Origin of the sequence: Nocardia sp. NBC_01327, assembly GCF_035958815.1 — a bacterium.
GTDB lineage: Bacteria > Actinomycetota > Actinomycetes > Mycobacteriales > Mycobacteriaceae > Nocardia.
The window spans coordinates 6,089,548-6,107,700 of sequence record NZ_CP108383.1 but is presented as its reverse complement, the minus strand read 5'-3'; the positions used below and the strand labels follow the sequence as shown (position 1 = coordinate 6,107,700).

Annotated in this window: 16 protein-coding genes; 5 read left to right on the top strand and 11 right to left on the bottom strand. The window is 67.0% G+C overall.

Going from position 1 to position 18,153, the window contains the following annotated elements:
* The first annotated feature begins 49 nt into the window (after positions 1-49).
* Positions 50-1,141: an amidohydrolase family protein gene (locus OG326_RS28215; protein WP_327140151.1), complete on the top strand. Its 1,092-nt coding sequence runs from the start codon at positions 50-52 to the stop codon at positions 1,139-1,141.
* A 130-nt stretch (positions 1,142-1,271) separates the two neighbouring features.
* Here OG326_RS28215 and OG326_RS28210 read toward each other — a convergent pair whose 3' ends face one another.
* Genes OG326_RS28210 through OG326_RS28200 form a run of 3 tightly spaced genes read right to left on the bottom strand, consistent with a single transcriptional unit; the run spans position 1,272 to position 3,768 of the window.
* Positions 1,272-2,435 (bottom strand): erythromycin esterase family protein, encoded by a 1,164-nt coding sequence (locus OG326_RS28210; protein ID WP_327140150.1) that lies wholly within the window; start codon positions 2,433-2,435, stop codon positions 1,272-1,274.
* Between the two features lie 34 nt (positions 2,436-2,469).
* Positions 2,470-2,874 (bottom strand): DoxX family protein, encoded by a 405-nt coding sequence (locus OG326_RS28205; protein WP_327140149.1) that lies wholly within the window; start codon positions 2,872-2,874, stop codon positions 2,470-2,472.
* 36 nt (positions 2,875-2,910) lie between these two features.
* Entirely contained in the window at positions 2,911-3,768 is an 858-nt protein-coding gene (locus OG326_RS28200) for a cyclopropane mycolic acid synthase family methyltransferase (protein ID WP_327140148.1), read from the bottom strand.
* A 200-nt stretch (positions 3,769-3,968) separates the two neighbouring features.
* Here OG326_RS28200 and OG326_RS28195 point away from each other — a divergent pair, with 200 nt between their 5' ends.
* The gene (locus OG326_RS28195; protein ID WP_327140147.1) at positions 3,969-4,865 is read left to right on the top strand and encodes an expansin EXLX1 family cellulose-binding protein; all 897 of its coding nucleotides are present in this window, start codon (positions 3,969-3,971) and stop codon (positions 4,863-4,865) included.
* A 95-nt stretch (positions 4,866-4,960) separates the two neighbouring features.
* A complete protein-coding gene (locus tag OG326_RS28190) occupies positions 4,961-5,911 on the top strand; it encodes an alpha/beta fold hydrolase (protein WP_327140146.1) in 951 nt (316 codons plus the stop codon).
* 10 nt (positions 5,912-5,921) lie between these two features.
* Here OG326_RS28190 and OG326_RS28185 read toward each other — a convergent pair whose 3' ends face one another.
* A complete protein-coding gene (locus OG326_RS28185; RefSeq protein WP_327140145.1) occupies positions 5,922-7,325 on the bottom strand; it encodes a WS/DGAT/MGAT family O-acyltransferase in 1,404 nt (467 codons plus the stop codon).
* Between the two features lie 269 nt (positions 7,326-7,594).
* Between OG326_RS28185 and OG326_RS28180 the strand changes: the two genes are divergently transcribed.
* Positions 7,595-8,242, top strand: a complete 648-nt coding sequence (locus OG326_RS28180) for a cutinase family protein (protein ID WP_327140144.1) — start codon at positions 7,595-7,597, stop codon at positions 8,240-8,242.
* 81 nt (positions 8,243-8,323) lie between these two features.
* Here OG326_RS28180 and OG326_RS28175 read toward each other — a convergent pair whose 3' ends face one another.
* Positions 8,324-10,357: an SDR family oxidoreductase gene (locus tag OG326_RS28175; RefSeq protein ID WP_327140143.1), complete on the bottom strand. Its 2,034-nt coding sequence runs from the start codon at positions 10,355-10,357 to the stop codon at positions 8,324-8,326.
* A 436-nt stretch (positions 10,358-10,793) separates the two neighbouring features.
* On the opposite strand from OG326_RS28175, the gene OG326_RS28170 reads away from it, so the two are divergent.
* On the top strand, positions 10,794-11,324 hold the full coding sequence (locus tag OG326_RS28170) for a hypothetical protein (protein WP_327140142.1): 531 nt from the start codon (positions 10,794-10,796) through the stop codon (positions 11,322-11,324).
* On the opposite strand, the gene OG326_RS28165 is transcribed toward OG326_RS28170, so the two are convergent.
* Genes OG326_RS28165 through OG326_RS28140 form a run of 6 tightly spaced genes read right to left on the bottom strand, consistent with a single transcriptional unit; the run spans position 11,314 to position 18,138 of the window.
* Positions 11,314-12,177 carry an amidohydrolase family protein gene (locus tag OG326_RS28165; RefSeq protein WP_327140141.1) on the bottom strand — a complete coding sequence of 288 codons (864 nt, stop codon included), beginning with the start codon at positions 12,175-12,177 and terminating at the stop codon, positions 11,314-11,316. The two genes, OG326_RS28170 and OG326_RS28165, sit on opposite strands and share 11 nt — an antisense overlap.
* A gap of 13 nt (positions 12,178-12,190) precedes the next feature.
* Positions 12,191-12,946: an SDR family NAD(P)-dependent oxidoreductase gene (locus tag OG326_RS28160; RefSeq protein WP_327140140.1), complete on the bottom strand. Its 756-nt coding sequence runs from the start codon at positions 12,944-12,946 to the stop codon at positions 12,191-12,193.
* Positions 12,947-12,979: 33 nt separating this feature from the next.
* Complete coding sequence (locus OG326_RS28155; protein ID WP_327140139.1) at positions 12,980-14,194, bottom strand: glycosyltransferase; 1,215 nt, start codon at positions 14,192-14,194, stop codon at positions 12,980-12,982.
* A gap of 11 nt (positions 14,195-14,205) precedes the next feature.
* Positions 14,206-15,528 carry a glutamate-1-semialdehyde 2,1-aminomutase gene (locus OG326_RS28150; RefSeq protein ID WP_327140138.1) on the bottom strand — a complete coding sequence of 441 codons (1,323 nt, stop codon included), beginning with the start codon at positions 15,526-15,528 and terminating at the stop codon, positions 14,206-14,208.
* Positions 15,521-16,816 carry a GNAT family N-acetyltransferase gene (locus tag OG326_RS28145; RefSeq protein WP_327140137.1) on the bottom strand — a complete coding sequence of 432 codons (1,296 nt, stop codon included), beginning with the start codon at positions 16,814-16,816 and terminating at the stop codon, positions 15,521-15,523. The genes OG326_RS28150 and OG326_RS28145 overlap by 8 nt, the downstream gene beginning before the upstream one ends.
* On the bottom strand, positions 16,813-18,138 hold the full coding sequence (locus OG326_RS28140; RefSeq protein ID WP_327146608.1) for a glycosyl hydrolase family 28-related protein: 1,326 nt from the start codon (positions 18,136-18,138) through the stop codon (positions 16,813-16,815). Before OG326_RS28140 ends, OG326_RS28145 begins: the two co-directional genes overlap by 4 nt.
* Between the last annotated feature and the right edge of the window lie 15 nt (positions 18,139-18,153).

Sequence of the window (18,153 nt, the reverse complement as noted above, 5' to 3'; positions counted from 1 at the left end):
ATGGGGCGGCATGCGGACGCCGCGGGAGTAGCGGGCATGGGAGGCTGGCGTGAATTCTGGTTTGTCAGAGGCTGGTTCGAAGATCGCGGTGACCGGTGTTCGCGTTTTCGACGGTCGAGAGCTGAGTGAGCCGACGACCGTGGTGATCGACGGGGACGTTATCGGCACCGATCCCGGCGGGGCGGAGCTGATCGATGCGGGTGGTGCGATTCTGCTGCCGGGGTTCATCGATGCCCATATCCATCTGCATGGGCCGCAGACGCTGGCACAGCTGGCCGACTTCGGCGTGACCACCGGACTCGATATGGCGACCTGGCCGCCGGAACGGCTGGAGGCGCTGCGAAAAGAGTCCGGCGCCAGCGATATTCGCAGTGCGGGTACTCCGCTGATCGGGGCGGGCGGTATGCACGCCAGGGTGCCGGGGATGTCCGACGCCGCGATCATCACCGATGCGGCGCAGGCCGATCGCATGGTGGCCGAGCGGGTCGCGGCGGGGTCGGATTATGTGAAGATCGTGCTGGAGGCGCCGGGTGGCGGCGGACCCGATGCGGATGTGGCGGCGGCGGTCGTGCGGGCGGCGCATGCGCGTGGTCTGCGGGTGGTCGCGCACGCGGCATCGCTCGGCGCCTACCTCACCGGCCTGGACGTCGGCGCGGACATCCTCACCCATGTGCCGAGGGAAGCCGAAGTCTCCGCGGCCGATGTGCGGCGCATGGCTGAACAGGGCGGTATCGCGGTGCCCACCATCGTCATGATGGAGGGGATCGCCACTGCGCTCGGCGTCGGCGGAATCGACCACTGCCTCGCGACGGTCGGCGCACTGCATGCCGCGGGTGTGCCGGTGCTGGCGGGCAGCGATTCCAATGATCAGATCGGGGTGCCCTTCCAGCCCGAGCACGGCGCGGCCCTGCACCGCGAACTCGAACTGCTGGTCGCCGCGGGCCTGACCCCGGCCGAGGCGATTCGCGCGGCAACCAGCCTGCCCGCCAAGCATTTCGGACTGACCGATCGCGGCGTGATCGCACCGGGAATGCGCGCCGACCTGGTACTGATCGAGGGCGACCCGCTGGCGGATATCCGTGCGACTCGTGCGATCGCGCGGGTCTGGTGCGCCGGAAACGAGCATGTATTACACGGGTGAAGTCGGCCATTGCGACCGGGTCAACCGGATGCGGCAGATGTAGCCGCGCCATTACGATCTCTCACCGCGAAGCCGCCCGCGCTACGGCAGCGCAGACGCCTCGCGAACGTGAATCGCGAAGCCGCCCGCGCTACGGCAGCCACTGCAGCGCAGACGCCTCGCGCACGTGAATCAGGATGTCGAAGGCGGCGGCCGGATCGGCGAACACCATATGCGCCGCGGCATCGTTCGACGGGTCGTACACGCCGCTGATCACCCGCATCTTGACCGGTCCGAGCGCACCGTCGTGGCCGCGCAGATCCACCCAGTGCGCCGCAGGTCCGGCCGCGCCCAGCACGGCATCCAGGAAGTCCGCGGGCGGCGCGGGAACATCGACGATACCGAGGTCGCCGTGGTGGAATCCGATCGCCACCGAGGCGTACCGCGCGCCGTAGTGCTGCCGCAGCACACTGCCGGCGGTGGGATGCTCGCCAGAGCCTGCGGCGAGTGCCGAGCTGTGGGCGATGCCGTCCCAGTAGATGATTCGCTGCCCCGTCCGCGTCTGATAATCGATCATCGCGGCGCCCCACAGATCGTCATCGCCGACGAACGACCCGCGCCCGGCGACGCTGCGCTCGTGGAACTCGACAATGAGCCGCATGCGGGACCGCACGTCCTCGGGCACCCCGGCCAGTGAATCCAGCAGGGCCGCAGCATCTCGCGCGTCTTCCTGGAACGCCCGCCCCGGGTGGATTCCGCGTGCGCGCTGCACATGCTCATCGGTGGTGTGCGCACTCCGGATCGGTTCGAGATGCGCGGAGATCTCGGCCAGCCGGTCCGGCGCGATCCGCCGCACGGCGTCCAGCACCACGTCGTAATCCGCCGAATTCGCCTGTGCGGGTTTGACGGCGATGATCCGGACCGGATCCTGGCCGTGGTCGCGGTTGAAGTCGCGAATCCACTCCAGCGCCGCGACCGTCTCGCCGGTCCGCCACGGCCGCCAGGCGGTGTCGAGCGCGGCCTGCGCCGTCCCCTCCCCGGTCAGCACGAAATGGTCGAGAACCGCGGCGACATCGGCACTGTCCTGCAGAGCCACCACGCGGAAGCCGTACTGCTGCACCAGAATTCGGAACAGACGATCACGCACCGCGAAGGTCTCCCGCGCGAACCGCGTCGATTCGCCGATTCCCACCACGGTCGCCTGCGACAGCGAGCGCGCGATGTCGTCGAATGCGGCGTCGTCGAGGGGAGCCGACGGCAGGTCGGACACAGTGATGCCGGTCGAAGTTCCCGCCGGACTGGAGATCGCGTTCATGAACCCAACTGTCCTAGCTCGACTTAGGTTGAGGTCAACCCGATGTGACCGGCCGCACTCCGGGCACTCGGCGATCGTCCGGCCGCAGCGCCCAGGACGCCACCGTCAGCACCGTGAGCACCGACAGGATCCACAGTTCACCGAGTGCGTATCCGGTGGTCAGATGCGAGGCCATCGCCCCGGTGTACACGAAGAAGGTCCCGGCATAGGCCCACTCCTTGACCAGCGGAAAACGCGGCGCGAGCAGTGCCAGCGCCCCCAGCACCTTCCATACGCCCAGGAGAACCAGGAAGTACGTCGGATACCCCAGATGCGTCACCAGATCCCGCACGTAGTGGATCCGTGCGATATCCCAGATTCCGCCGACCACCCCTTCGGCGCAGATCAATACTGTCGCCGACCAGTAGGCGTACCGACGGTAGTGAGTCCAGCCCGTCATCACTCCATTGTGGCGCAGAATTGTGCCGGAATCCGGCTACTTGACCAGGGTGAACTGCATAATGTCCAGGTGCCCGGCGTGGAAGTAGTGCGCACAGCCGGTGAGGTATTTGACGTAGCGGGCATACACCTCCTCGGAGGTGAGGCGGACGGCCTCGGTGCGATGCGCCTGCAAGGACTCGGCCCACAGGTCGAGCGTGTGCGCGTAATGCGCCTGCAGCGAATGGATGCGCTGGGTATGGAATCCCGCGGCCACGGCGAGTCCGGTCACCGTGGAGGGCTGGGGGAGTTGCCCGCCCGGGAAGATCTCCCGCTTCATGAAGATGTGGAACCGGGCATCCTCGCGGGTGACGGGGATATTCAGCGTGCGCAATTCCGCCAGTGTGCGGCCGATGATGGTGTGCAACAGCAGCCGTCCGTCCGCGGGCATCATGGCATGGCAGCGGGCGAAGAATTCCGGATAGCGCTCCTTGCGGAAATGCTCGAACGCTCCGATGCTCACGATCCGGTCGGCCTTGCCGCGGAACTCCTCCCAACCCTGCAGCCGCACTTCGGCATCGGTGAGGCCGAGCCGCGCCAGGCGCGCCCGGGTGTAGTCGAACTGGTTGCGGCTCAAGGTGAGTCCGATCACCCGCACGCCGTAGTGCTCTGCGGCGCGAATCATCGTTGCGCCCCAGCCGCATCCGATATCGAGCAGCGTCATACCCGGCTGCAGCCGTAGCTTCCCCAGCGCGAGATCGATCTTGGCGACCTGCGCCTGCTGCAGGCTCATGGTGGCATCGGGGAAGTAGGCGCAGCTGTAGGTCATGGAGGGGTCGAGGAACAGCGCGTAGAAGTCGTCGGAGACGTCGTAGTGCGATTGGACCTGCCGATAGAACGGCGCGAGATCGGGCATGAGGGGTGCTCCTGAAGTCGGTGTACGCCAGGAGATACGGAGTGCGGCGGCGCTCCGTTCTAGATCCATGACACACCGGCGACTCGCCGAGTTTTTCACTCCGAGTTTCCGATTCGACCTCGGCGCGACCGGCGCTGCTGCTTTCCTGAAGGGGGTCAGCATCGTTGCAGCAAACACAATTCGGAGGTTGGGGAGCGGCCATGCACCGCACAGGATACGAAGTGGTTCGCTCGAGCAGACCCTGGTTGTGGACGGCCCTCGCGGCGGCCGTGGTGGTGGGGACGATAACGTGGGTCATGCGTCCCGAGCCCGTCGCCTGCCGCTCGGCCGCGCCGATCACCACCGTCATTACCGAGCCCGCACCGACGACTCCCAGTTCGGTTACCACACAGCAGCTTCCGCCCTCGCCGCCGCCCCCGCAGATAGCACAGGCCCGCTTCTACGCCTTCAGTCCGGGCGTGGCGTGCTCACTGCCGGATCTGCCCCTCGACGGCTACTACGTCGGCGTGCCGACCAGTGAGTACGCCGACTCCTCACCCTGCGGCACCTACGTCAATATCGACGGCCCCCTCGGCAGCGTGCGCGCGCAGATCGTGGACCGCTGCCCGGGGTGCGCACCGCATCAATACGATCTGAGCCGCGCCGCCTTCGAGGCCATTGCCAACAGCACCGACGGTGTGGCGCAGATCAAGATCAGCCAGGTGGTCGACCCCGATCCCGCACCGGAGCTGTTCTACCGGGTGCAGCAGGGCTCGTCGGCGGACTGGATCGGGATGCTCTTCTCCGGCGGCGGCAATTCCCTGCGTGCGGTCGACCTGCACTCGGACGCGGGCGGCGACTGGAAGCCGCTGCACCGCGGTTACGACAACTACTGGACCATTTCGGGCGCCGGTCCGGGCCCGTTCACCGCCCGGGTCACCGATGTCTACGGCCACACCGTGGAGGTTCCCGGCATCACCGTCACACCGGGGCAGTTGCGCTACACCGGAATTCGGCTCTACGACCCGGATCCGCCGCCGGTCACCACGGTGGCCGCGCCGCCGCCTCCGGTGGTCGTCACGACTGTGGTCCCGGCCCCATCGCACTGCAATTCGTGACGCGACGTACTCCTGCATCACACCGGGATTATGGCATCATCAACTGAAACGTGTTTCATTTTTGACCGTTGATGCGGCTTCCCGGGAGGCATTCGATGACGAAACCCAGCGTGGACCATTCCGCGGCGACCCAGTCCGGTGAGGGGGCGACCCAGTCCGGCGAGCGCCGGCGCAACCGCCGTCTGTCGCCGCGCATTTCGCGCCTGACCGAGGTTCCGCAGGGGTCGATGGTGGAGCTGCCCGGGCGGGGCAGCACCTACGTGGTGGACCTGGCGGGCCCCGCCCCCGATTCGCCGACCATCCTGCTGCTGCACGGTATGGCCACCACCGCCATGCTCAACTGGTTCGCATCGCTGAGCGAGCTCAATGAGCTCTACCGCGTCGTACTCTTCGATCAGCGCTGGCACGGGCACGGAATCCGTTCCGAGCGCTTCGATCTCGACGATCTGGCCGATGACGCGATCGCGGTGGCCGAGGTGCTCGGCCTGGACCGCCCGGTGCTGGCCGGCTACTCCATGGGCGGGGTCATCGCGGAGCTCGCCGCGCACCGGAATCCGGATAAGGTCGGCGGAATTGTGCTGGCCGCCACCACCTATCGCTTCCAGGAGACCCGCCGCGAGCGGGCCTTCCACAAGACCTGGGGCCTGCTGGCGGCCTCGTTCGCCGAAACGGCCATGCGCCGCACCGAAGTGCACAAGCAGAAGCTGCCGGTGCTGCCGGAGGCGTCCTGGCCGGTGGGCCGGATGGATCGCTGGGCCATGGCGGAGATGCGCAGTACCAGCGGCTGGGCGCTGGCGCAGGCCCTGGCGGTACTGGGGAATTTCGATGCGACGGAATGGCTCTCGACGCTGAAGGTGCCGGCGGCGGTGGTGATCACCACCCGAGATCGGGCCTTGCCCGTCTATCGGCAGTTGGAGATGGCGAAAATGATTCCGGGAGCGGAGATCTTCCTCGCGAAGGCCGGGCATGCGGCCTGTGCACTCGAGGCGGACGTCTTTGTCCCGGTATTCCTCGAGGCCTGTCGATCGGTGGTCGAGCGGCTGTAAGCGCTGGGGCTCAGTGCTTTTCGCCGGCCGCCTTGAGCAGTTCGGCGATCACCTCGGGGACGGCGTCGGCGATCTTCTCGACATCGGGCACCAGTTCCTTGGCGGCGATGAAGCCGAAGTCCAGGTTGCCGTTATTGGAGATGACGGTGGCGGTGAGCCCGGCGCCGTGGAATACCGGGCCGAACGGATACATCGAGGACACCCGCACGCCCAGGAAGTACATGGGGAAGTTGGGCCCGGGCACATTCGAGACCACCAGATTGTGCACGACCGGATGGTGCGAGGCCAGCTTCAGCGAGGAGTAGGCACGCGCCGCCAGCTGAAAAGTGTTGGGCGGTGCGTACTTCGCCCAATCCTGCAGGAAGTCCGCACCGATGAGATCGTGTTCCTCCTTGGCCCCGCGATTGTCCGCGGCAATCGCCTCCATGCGCTCCACCGGATCGGCGAGATCGGTGTAGAGCCGCGCGAAAATGGTGGAGACCTTATTGGTGCCCGCCTCGTGCCGGGAGGTTTCGTGCACCGATACCGGAACCGAGGCGATGAGCGAGGTTTCGGGCAGCTCATCGTGCAGTTCGAGATAACTGCGCAGCGCACCGCCGACCACGGCGAGCACCACATCGTTGACCTTGACCCCGAACGCGGACTTTATCTCCTTGATATCAGCGAGGTCCGACTGCACGAAGGAGACCGAACGATGCCGGGTGATTGCGTGATTGAACGGGGTGCGCGGTGCGGTGAACGGCAGTGCCATACCGCGGGTCTCGCCACCGCCGCGCCGGCGCTGCACCAGACCGGTCAGAATTCCGACGGTCTGCGGCACCATGCCGAACATGCCGAGCTTGCCCGGGAATTTGGCCAGGCCCTCAGCGGCCAGTACCAGATCGTTCGGTTCCGCTTCGGCGGCAGGGGTTTCGGCGGGCGGCGAATAGGTCACGCCCGGTTCCAGATCGCAGAGGTGCATCATCATATTGGTGCCGGTGATGCCGTCGACGATGGCGTGGTGGTACTTGGAGATGACGGCGACCTTATGGTCCGGGAAGCCCTCCACCACCCACATCTCCCACAGCGGGCGGGTGCGATCCAGCGCCCTGCCTGCGATATCGGCGGTGATCTCGGCCAGTCCCCGTCGGCCGCCCGGTGCGGGCAGGCCGACGCGGCGGACGTGGTAGTCCAGGTCGAAGTGTGAATCCTGCACCCACACCGGATGATCGAGATTGAACGGCACATTGTGCAGGCGGCGGGTCATGGCGGGAATGAGGTACAGCCGGCGGCCGAGTTCGGCTTTGAAGGTGTCGTAATCGAATTCACCTCCGTCCGCGGTGGGATCGAGTATCAGCAGTGCGCAGACGTGCAGGAGTTGGGTGTCCGTTTCGAGATAGAGGAAGCTCGCATCGAGTCCGGTAAGTCGTTCCATACCAACACCCTATGAGAACTGGTTCTACTTTGCGCCCCGATTGCGGTACCTCGCAGGACCGTTCCGAGGCCGGTTCGTTGCCTCAAAGTAGCTTGTAGAGCGCAAGTTTCGTAGTGATACGGATGCGCACCGATTGGGTATCTCTCCGGTAGGACTCGTTGCCGCGCGCTCAGCTTCTCCCTACCTTGGGTCACATGGCCCGGCGGTTTGTCACTTGTCACTGACAAGAGTCACCGGGCCTCTCACAACGGCGTGAGAGGGTGAGAACAATGGGCGACCGAAGGGTTGTGCTGACTGGAAAGTGGCGTATAGCTTGGGTTCTCGCCGCCATATTGCTGGTGGCGAGTGTGTTCTTCCCACTACCTCGGGCCCACGCGGACGCATGTACCGACGTGGACGTGGTCGTGGCGCGGGGCACGGGTGAACCCGGGTGGCTCGGCGACGCGGTCGGCGATCCGCTATACGGAATGCTGCAGGACCGGTTGCCCGTGAGTACGAGTGCGTACTCCGTGAACTATCCGGCGGACTACACGTTCAATCTGGGTGCGGGCTCGGCGGATCTGGTGGGGCACTTGGCCGCTCAGGCCGCGGCCTGCCCGGCACAGCGGTTCATCCTGGTGGGGTACTCGCAGGGTGCGGCGGTCGTGCACGCGGCACTGGGCACCGGCGCGGTGTCCTGGTATCCCGGCCGGGTGCAGCTGCCCGGCGATCTGGGCGACCGCGTCGCGGCGGTCCTGCTGTTCGGTGATCCCATGCGGGCCATCGGCTGGAATGTGCCCGGCGCGTACGCCTCTCGCACCGGCGACTGGTGCACCGGCGGCGATCCCATCTGCGGAGCGGGTGTCGATGCCAATGCCCACGTCGCCTATGGAAGCAGTTTCGTGGGCGCGGTGAACTTCGCGGCGAACCACGTCTGAGAAGACCACGGGAGGGGCTCCCGAACGATTCGGCCCGGTGAGAACTTCTCACCGGGCCGAATGCTGTTGAACGGGAATGGCTTACCAGTGCAGTCCCGGAATGCGGTTGGCAATGCGGGCCGCCGGGGCGGGCAGGCCCATCAGCGGCTGCACGATCGGCGCCAGGGCCAGCAGCGGGCTGCGGGACTCCTTCTTCGCGGCCGGCGCGGCATCACCGTCGCGAACCGGCTTGGTGGCCTTGGAGTCTCCGAACATATGGAAGCCCTCCGAGAGGATGGCGCGCTTCACCGACGGCATGACCATATCCACGATCTGGGCGAAAGTGCCGATGGGCGTATCGATTCGGCTGGGCCGGTGCTCCAGCGCCCGCACCACGATATCGGCGGCCTGATCGGGGGAATGCACCGGGATGGACTTGTACAGGTCCGTCGGCGCGATCATGGGCGTGCGCACCAGCGGCATCCGCACCGAGGTGAAAGTGATACCGGCATCGGCATTCTCGACCGCCGCGATCTCGCTGAAATTGTCCAGCGCCGACTTGCTCGCCACGTAGGCGGCGAAGCGCGGCACCTTGGTCTGCACCGCGATGGAGGAGATATTGACGAAGTGCCCGAAGCGGCGCTCCCGCATGGACGGCAGCAGTGCCAGGATCAATCGCACCGCACCGAAATAGTTGACGGCCATGGTGCGCTCGAAGTCGTGCATGCGATCGGTGGAATTGAGCACCGAGCGGCGGATCGAGCGGCCCGCATTGTTCACCACGAAATCGACGTGGCCGTGGTCGGCGAGCACCTGCTTGACGAGCAGCTCCACCGACTTCTCATCGGTGATATCGCAGATGTAGGCCTGGGCCGCACCGCTTTCGGCGCGCACCGCCGCCGCGGCGGCGTCGATGTCCTCGGGCGTGCGAGCCACCATGAGCACGGTCGCGCCGCGCTTGGCGACCGCATGGGCGGTGGCCAGGCCGATACCGGAGGACGCACCGGTGACCAGCACGATCCGGCCCTGCAGCGGCTCCTTGCCACCGCGGCGGGCGCGATCGGGGTCCAGGTGCGCCTCCCAGTAGCTCCACAGCTTGGCGGCGTAGGTATCGAACTTCGGCACCTCGATGCCGGTGCCGCGCAGCTGCGCCCGGGTGAAGTCGGAGGAGAAGGCCGAGGCGAAGGCGGTATGGGGGGCGACCTCGGCGGGAATGCCGAAGCGCTCGAGCACGAAATCGCGCACCGCCGGAACGCCCGGCAGTCCGCCGAGGGCGTGCAGGGCGGCATGGCTGCCGGGCAGCGTGCCGAATCCGGCGGGTGCGCCGGCGGCGCGGGCCAGGGAGGCGTAGATCTGGCCGAACGGCTGCGGTTCCGGATTGGTGAGGTGGAAGGTGCGCCCGATCAAGCCCGGCTTGTTGACGAGTTCGACCATGGCGGCCGCCACATAATCCACCGGAACGATATTGGTGGCGCCCAGATCGGGCAGTGGCATCGGCAGTTCCGACGGCAGTGCGGCCAATCCGGCAATGGCGGGGAAGAAGTAGTACGGCCCGTCGATCTTGTCCATCTCGCCGGTGCGGGAATCGCCGACCACGATGGCCGGGCGGTATACCCGCCAGCGCAGGCCGCGGCTTTCGCGCACGAGTTTCTCGGCCTCGAATTTGGTGCGGTGATAAGGCGAATCGAGATGCTGTCCGAGATCGAAGTCGTCCTCGAAGAACTTGCCTTTGTGATCACCGGCGACGGCGACCGAGGAAACGTGGTGCAGCACCGCGCCGATCTCGGTGGCCAGCTCCACTACGGCGCGCGTCCCCTGCACATTGGCGGCGTAGGTGCTGTCCTCGTCGGCGGTCATATCGTAGATGGCGCCGAGGTGGATGACATGGTCGGCGCGGGGTGCGTCCAGCTCGCCGGTAATGCCGTCGCGCAGTCCGAGTCCGGGTGCGGTGAGGTCACCGACCAGCGGGAACACCCGATCCTCGGCATCCCAGCCGAGGGCCATCTCGTGCAGTTTGGCGACGGACGCCTCGCGAACCAGCGCGTGGACAACAGCGTGCGGATCGCGGTCCAGCAGACCGGCGACGACGCGACGGCCCAGGAACCCGGTACCGCCCGTGACGATGTAGGAAACCATCGTCCCCTCCTTAATGTACGAACATGTTGGTGCTCAACGTTGTTCGTCCGACATGCGTCGGTGGATGTGGACGATGAATAGAGAACGGCCCCCTAGCAGAATGTCGGGCCGAGGTAGGGACACCATCGTGCCTAACTGGTGAGTAACTTTACGGGGCGCTCATAGTGCCTTCAACCGAAACGGGGATTTCGGGCGTGTGGGACTGGTCACCCGGTAGCAATTCGAGTGTTTGTGTGTAACAACGGGTTTGGTGTAACCGTCGGTGCAGTGAGTAATTCGGGCGCAACTGGTCAATTGTCCTGTGTGGCCCGTCACTTGATTTGCCCGAATCGCCCGGCTGAGCGGTACACGCATCCGCGCGTGTCTTATATGCCTGATCTGACGTTATGGTGTTTCGGTCTCGTCAGGTAAGAGCAGGCGATTGGAGCTGACACTCATGCCGGTCACGTTCTGGTACTCCCGAATCGTGTTCAGCGTGCTCGAGTTCTGGAACAACCTCGGCTACGAGATCGCGGGTGATCAGTACATCGCCGGCAGCGGCTTCGCCCCCGATGACATCGGCTTCCACAACTTTGTCGCCGACGGCGTGGTCTTCCGGCCCGGGCACTGCCCGGCCAAGAACAGCACGGTGCACGATCCCGCCGACCTGTTCGCCGTCGTGCAGGCCGTGCACTCGGAGAGTCAGGTCGGCGAGGCCATCGACAAACTGCGGGTCTATGCCATGCTCGGCATTCCCACCTACTGGATCGTGCGCGGCGACCAGGATTCCGACGATCTCGACGGTTTCATCAGCATGTACGAACTGATCGGTGCGGACTACAAACTGACCGGCAGCCGCCGCGTCTCCCAGCTGCCGCAACCCGAGCACCTCTCGATTGCGCGCGTGGCCGCCGCGGTCGAACGACTGGGCGGGCCCAGAGAGCGACTCGGCGGATCCAGAGAGCGACTGGGCGGCCCTAGAGCGTGAGCCCGTAGGTGTCGGATGCGTTGGTGCGGTAGAAGAATTCGGCTTCCTGATCGGTCGCATCGGTGCTGACCATGTGGTCGACGGTGGCCAGCAGGTCCGGATAGCTGCCCGCGATCGTCTCGACGGGCATATTCGAGCCGAACATGAGCCGGCGCCAGCCCCACAGGTGGACGCTGCTCTCCAGCCAGAAGCCCAGCGCTTCCCAGCTCAGGTCGGGGCAGATCAGGCCCAGGCCGGAGACCTTGCACAACCACTGGGTTTCCTTGGCGGCCAGGGAGAGCGCATTGTGCCAGGCGGTGCGGTCGTCGGGGGCGGTGCTCCTGGGCAGCCCGAGGTGTTCGAGCACCACCCGCAGTTTCGGGTACCCGGCGAGGAAGTCGATCCAATCCAGCATGTCGTCCGGGCGCGTGACCAGATCGAAGACGGCATCACGATCCTGCAGCCAGTGCGCGAGGGTCTCGGCGGCGGGCGTGGCGGGGGACAGGCCCTGGAAGACCCGGATGCCGCGGAAATGCGCGCTGCGGGACTGCTGTTCGAGATGGTCCAGCAGCTCGGCCGCCGGGAGGGTGGGGTCCACCGTGGCGATGAGTGCGAACGGCCGCGGGTCCGCGGTCGCGATCTCGTCGATCCAGCGGGTCTCGGCGAGGTAGGCCTGCGGCGCGGAGGTCGCCGAGACGTGCACCAGGCCCGCGATCTCGGTGCCCGCGGCGCGGTCGTAGTCGGGCAGTAGGAATCGGCGGCCCAGATCGGGCTGTCCTGCGGCGCTGCCGAAGTCGCGTAGCTGCGGGTACCAGGGATTGGCCGTCGTGTCCCAGAGGTGCAGGTGGGCGTCGACTATGGGGAGGGTGGGCATGGTGGCGTCTCCTTCACTGCATGGTGATGCCGCCGCTGACGCTGATCAGCTGGCCGGTGAGGTAACTGGCTTCCGGGCTCGCCAGCCAGCAGATGAGGGCCGCGACCTCATCGGGCCGGCCCAGGCGTTTCATCGGAATGGCCTTCTGGAGGGCTTCGAGCTTGCCGCGGTGCTGCGCCATGGTGTGGGTGACCATGCGGCCCTCGATGGGGCCGGGGCACACCACATTCACCGTCACCTCGTGCCGGGCGACCTCGCGAGCGAGTGATTTGGCGAAACCGAACAGCCCGGATTTCGAGGCGGCATAGGCGGATTCGCCCGCGGCGCCGGCGCGTGCGCCGTCCGAGGAGACGAAGACCATGCGTGCCCCGGATGCTTCCTGCAGGGCGGGCAGCAGGTGCTGGGTGAGCTGCATGGGGCCGCGCAGGTTCACCTGGTGCATGAGGTCCCAGTGCGCGACGGTGCTGTCCAGGAACGGCTCCACGATCGCCGCGCCCGCACACTGCACCAGCGCCGAGATCCTGCCGCGCACCGCGTGCGCGGCCGCCTCGATGCTGTCGTCACTGCGCAGATCCAGGTGCAGCGCACTGGTTTTGGGGCCGAGTTCGGCAGCCAGCTGCTGCGCCGCCGCCACATCGACATCGGCGATGATCACCTCGCGGCCGGTCGCCGCCAGCCGCCGCACCACCTCGCGGCCGATATCGCCCGCGCCACCCGTCACGAGAGCGCCGCCAGCGCCATCGCCTTCACCCACAGCCTCACCCGTCATTCATGAATTGCTTCGCAATCCATGAATAGTCTTTCAGCGACTGATGTGCGACACAACTTCCGCGATTCGTGTGCGAAATTCCTCCGGCGCGAACGTGGCGGCGTGCTTGCGGATGGTCTCCCGGTCGTAGGCGGCGGGGTCGAAAGCACCCATGGCACGGGCGAATCCGGCGACGACCTGTTCGTCCGTACCGTGCGCTATGTGCTCGCCGGAGACGCCGGGAATCACCGTGTCCAGCGCCCCGCCCTCGCCCACCGCGAGGACCGGCGCGCCGCAGGCCATGGCCTCCACCGGAACGATGCCGAAGTCCTCCACGCCCGGCATGAGCAGTGCGCGGCAGCGGCGGTACATATCGAGCAGCACCTCGTCGGAGGCCGGACCCAGGAAGGTGGTCTCGGGACCGGCCAGGGTTTCCAGCTGGCGGCGAAAGCGCCCGTCGCCCAGGATCACCAGCCGCACCCCGGCCCGCTGCGCCGCGAGAATGGCGAGATCGGGCCGCTTGTAGGGAACCAGTCGCCCGGCGAAGAGGAAGAAGTCCTCGCGCTCGATGGTGGGGTCCGGTGAGAAGCGCTCCACCCGCACAGGCGGATTCACCACCGACGCCGGAATGCCCCACCAGTCCCGCACCCGCTCGGCCACCGCCTGCGAATTGGCCACCACATGCGCCAGCCGGGGCGCGGCCCGCAGCTCATGGTGCCGGGCCAGTGCGCCCAGGGCCGTCAGCGCCAGCTGTCCGGCCGGACCACCGCCCTCCTGTGCCCGGAATGCCTTGTCCCACGCCCACCGTGCCGGGCTGTGCACATAGGCCACCACCGGAGCGGTGGTGGCGAATGCCGCCTGGGTGGCGAAGGCGTGATGGCTCACCACGACCGCGTCGTAGTTCTCCGCCAGCGGCAGTCCGCGCAGCACCCGCGGCACGAAGGGCAGCAGTGGTGCGTGCGATCTGCGCCCGGTGGCCGCGTACGCCCGCGACAGCCACGTGTGGTGCAGCGTCCCGATCGGCTGATCAGCTCCGGTGGGCTCGCCGCTGGTAGCGGAAAAGCGTGTGCCCGCAGCGGCTTCGGTGGCTCCGGTGCCCTCGGAAGACATGCTCGCCGCCGCCAGCAGCGCCAGCGTGCAGGGTTCGTCGACGATCGGCGCGAAGACCGGCGCACCCGGCCAGGTCTTCATGAATTCCGCGACCACCGCCTCCGAACCGCCGTACTCGGTGAACCGCTCGTGGACGATCGCAATGCGCGGGGCATTCATCGGTGTACCTCTCACAGATCGGGCAGGCGGCGAGGAAAAGCATTGCGGCGCAGGGCGGGAGCCACCGGCCGCCCAGTGAGCAGGCCGTCCACGGTCCCGTGTTCGAGGGCCTTGCGGTACACGGTGGCGGCTTCCGCGCACGCGTCGACGGTGTGGTCGATATCGGCATCGGTGTGTGCGGCGGACAGGACGAAGGACTGCCCCAGCACACCGCGCTCGAGGAGCTCCTGCAGGAAGAGCGTCCGATAGGGCTGGGACGGCAGGCCTTCCGGATCCTTGGTGTGGAAGACCAGACAGGACGGGCGACCCAGGACCCGGAGGTGTTCGGCGATACCGAGATCGGCCGCGATGGCATTGACGCCGTCGGCGAGGCGCCGCCCGGCGTATTCCATTCGCCCGATGGGGTCCGTGGTCCGGTAGGCCTGCACCACCGCGCGAAACGCTGCGAGAGAGCCGGTTTCGGGTCCGTGGGTGGTCGAGAGCAGGAACACCCGGTCGGAGTCGGTCCGCAGCCCGCCCAGCTCCATGTACTCACGCTTACCGGCGAGCGCCGAGAGCGGAAAGCCGTTGCCCATGGCCTTGCCCCAGCAGGACAGATCGGGTCGCACTCCGTAGAGCTGTTGTGCGCCACCGGAAGACCAGCGGAACCCGGTGATCATCTCGTCGAAGATGAGCAGCGCGCCGTGCCGATCGCACAGTGCGCGTACGCCTTCCAGGAACCCCGGTGCGGGTTCGGCCAGCGCCGTGCCCTGCTCCAGGATCACGCAGGCGATCTCGTGTGCCGTGAGCGCCGTCTCCAGTGAGGCCAGATCATTGAAATCGAAGGTCACCGTGGGTGATCCGGGAATGCCCGCGTTCATCTCGGTGGTGCCGATGAACCAGTCGTCCACGGAGAAGAACGGCTGATCGCAGATCGCCACCGTCTCCCGCCCGGTGGCCGCGCGTGCCAGCCGCACGGCGGCCGTGGTGGTATCGGAGCCGTTCTTGGCGAACTTCACCATATCCGCGCCCGGAACCAGGCTCAGGAAGTCCTGTGCGGCAAGCAGTTCCAGCTCCGTCGGCCGGGAGAAATTGACTCCGTCGGCAATGGTGCGTGCCACCGCCTCCACCACCGGCGCGTATCCGTGGCCGAGCGTGACCGAGCGCAGCCCCATCCCGTACTCGACATATTCGTTTCCGTCGCAGTCCCAGACCCGGGCGCCCGCGCCGCGCACCAGAATCGGCGCCATGGATTCGGGGTACTGGTCGGCCCCGCGCGCATAGGTGTGCGCGCCGCCCGGGACCAGCTCGTGCAGCCGGGACTGAATCGCATTGCTGCGGCTGAAATCACGCATGCGGTGCACCCCCGGTCGTCACGGCCCACAGGTCGTGATCGGTGCGGTGCCCGGAGCGTCCGACGAATCCGCGCATGGTTCCCTCCTTGAGCAGTCCCGCGTGCGCGGTGACCGCGGCCGATGCGGTGTCCCCCGATTCGATCTCCGTCGCCACCCGGAACAGGCCGAGATCGTGGAACGCGTAGTCCAGCAGTGCGCGCAGCGCCGCCGACCGCACAGCGTCATCGGCGCGGGCCGGATCGGCCCAGACCTGGATCCGGGCCCGGCGATCGAAGAGATCGAGATCGAGCAGCCGGGCTTCCCCGGCATAACTGCCATCCACATCGATGACCAGCAGTAGGCCGTTCGGTGCGCGCACACCCGCGGTACCGCGGAGGAACTCCCGCCACCAAGCGAGATGGCCACTACTGCTGGGGAATTCGCTTCCGGCGGCAATGGCGTTACGCCGCGCGGTGCGCCAGGCGGCGCCGTCGGCGGGCCGGAGCGTGCGCAGTGCCGCACCGTCGACGCCCGGCACCGGCAGCGTGAGGGCGCCCGCGGGCCATATCCGCCGGACGGACCGCCACAGCTGCCCGGCGCGATAGCGTGCCGAAACCAGGGCGATCGTCGATGCGGCGGGCATCCGGTCCGGCAGTCGTTCACCCGGCGGGACCGGCCCGGCACGGCTGGCCAGCACCCATTCGATCCAGGTCTCGGTGAATCCCTTGGGCGGCATATCCGCACGCGTCATGGCCCACAGATCATGGTCGGTCCGTGCCCCGCCGACGTCGAAGTGCAGCACCATCCGGGCCTCCCTGGTGAACCAGATCTGCGCCGCGCCCTGTGTGGCCGCCCGATTGCCGGGTGAGATGGGCGCGGTGATCCGCTCCAGTCCGAGGACATCGAAACCGAAGTCGAGAATCGACGCGACGGCCACACCGGCGAATCCGTGTCGCGCCACCTCCGAGTCGATCCAGATCCCCATCTCACCCTGCCGGGACCGCTGATCGATGCCGCCGATCTCCACCTGCCCGGCGAATCGCCCGTCGATCTCGATGACGGTGGCGATGCGCTTTCCGGTGCGTGCGGCGGTCGCGGCCTCCAGACACTCACGCACCCAGAGCGTTTCGGTGTGCCGCTGCTCCCAGTCCAGTGGTGAGGTATGCCAGAAGGGTTCGATGAGGTCCCGATCGCGCAATCGCAGCCGCCGCCACATGGTGAAATCGGTGAAGCGCGGCGGCCGCAGGACCACCGTGCTGCCGTGCAGATGCGCCGGTCCCAGCCGGACCCGGCCGAGCCCGGCGCTCATGCGGTGGGCCGCTGCTTGCCCAGTGGCGAGGTCTTGACCGCACCGTCGGTCCCCACCGACAGCCGCCAATACGCACCCGCCGAATCCTTCATCACGATGCCCCCGTCGCTGCGATCGGAAAGATATGCGCCACTGGGCAGCAGGGCCGAGACGACACTGCCGCCGGGATCCTGCGCCTGGAACACGTCGGCGCCGAGCTGACTGGCCTGGGCCACCATGGTCCCGGAGAATCGCGCGCCGTGAATGCGCCCGCGCCCGATGACGTGCCAGCCGTCCGGAAAGGAGTGCGGGTCCACATCTTCGAAGGATCCGGAGATGAGATTGATGGCGGTGCCCTCCGGCGCGCCCGCCGCATCGATGCGGATCTCCACCGGCGGTGCGTCCAGGTCCGGATCGAACTGCACATTCGCCAGGTACGGCTGCCGGCAGTAGATCAGATCCAGGCATACCTTGCGGGCCGCCACCTTGCAGTTCACCATGCCGAACTGGGCGGGCCCGCCACTCTTCGCACCGATGGACAGGGCCGTATCCGCCCCCTCGAACCAGACATTGGTCAGCCACCAGTCATTGGCGGGGCCGTCCACCACCAGGTGCTTATCGGTGGTGCGCGGATCATTGTCGGAGACGAATTCCACATTGGCGAAGGCCAATCCGGCATTGTGGTCGCCGCCGGTGCCGAGTACGCCGATGTGATTATTGGTCAGCTTGGAGGAGGTCACATAGTTCTGAATGCACGAGGTGACGATGCCGTAGCCGAAGTTGTTGATATCGCAGTTGATAATGGCGGTGCCGCCGGTGTTCTGGTCGAGCACCACCCCGCGCTGGTCGAAGTAGCGGGGCGCGTTATCGCTGAGGTGATTGCCGCGCAGCACCACCGAATCGAACGTGCACCGGAAGCAGTCCGAGAGCCGCACCGCCGTGGCCTTGGCGCCGGAGAGGTAGAAACCCATGCGGGAGAACCGAACCCGCTGTCTGCGCTGCAGTGAGATGAGCGTGTCATCACCCTCGTAGACAATGGTGGTGACATCGCCGCCGTCGCCGAGCACCGTGGCGTAATCCGGCAGTGCCGGAAAGCTTTTCACCACATATTGGCCGGCCGGCAGATAGAGGACGAGCGGTTTGCCGCCCACCGCCGCGGCGGCCGCGAGCGCCGCGGTGTCGTCCGCCTTACCGTCGCCGACCGCGCCGAAATCCTTGACATTCCGGGCCGAGGGCGCGTCGGTCACATGCGGCGACCGGAATCCGGTATCGGGGGCGTCGTCCTTGGCGCAGGCGGCCGCCACCGGCAGCAGCGCCGCCACCCCCAGTCCTGCGGCCAGCATTCGCCGCCGGCGCAC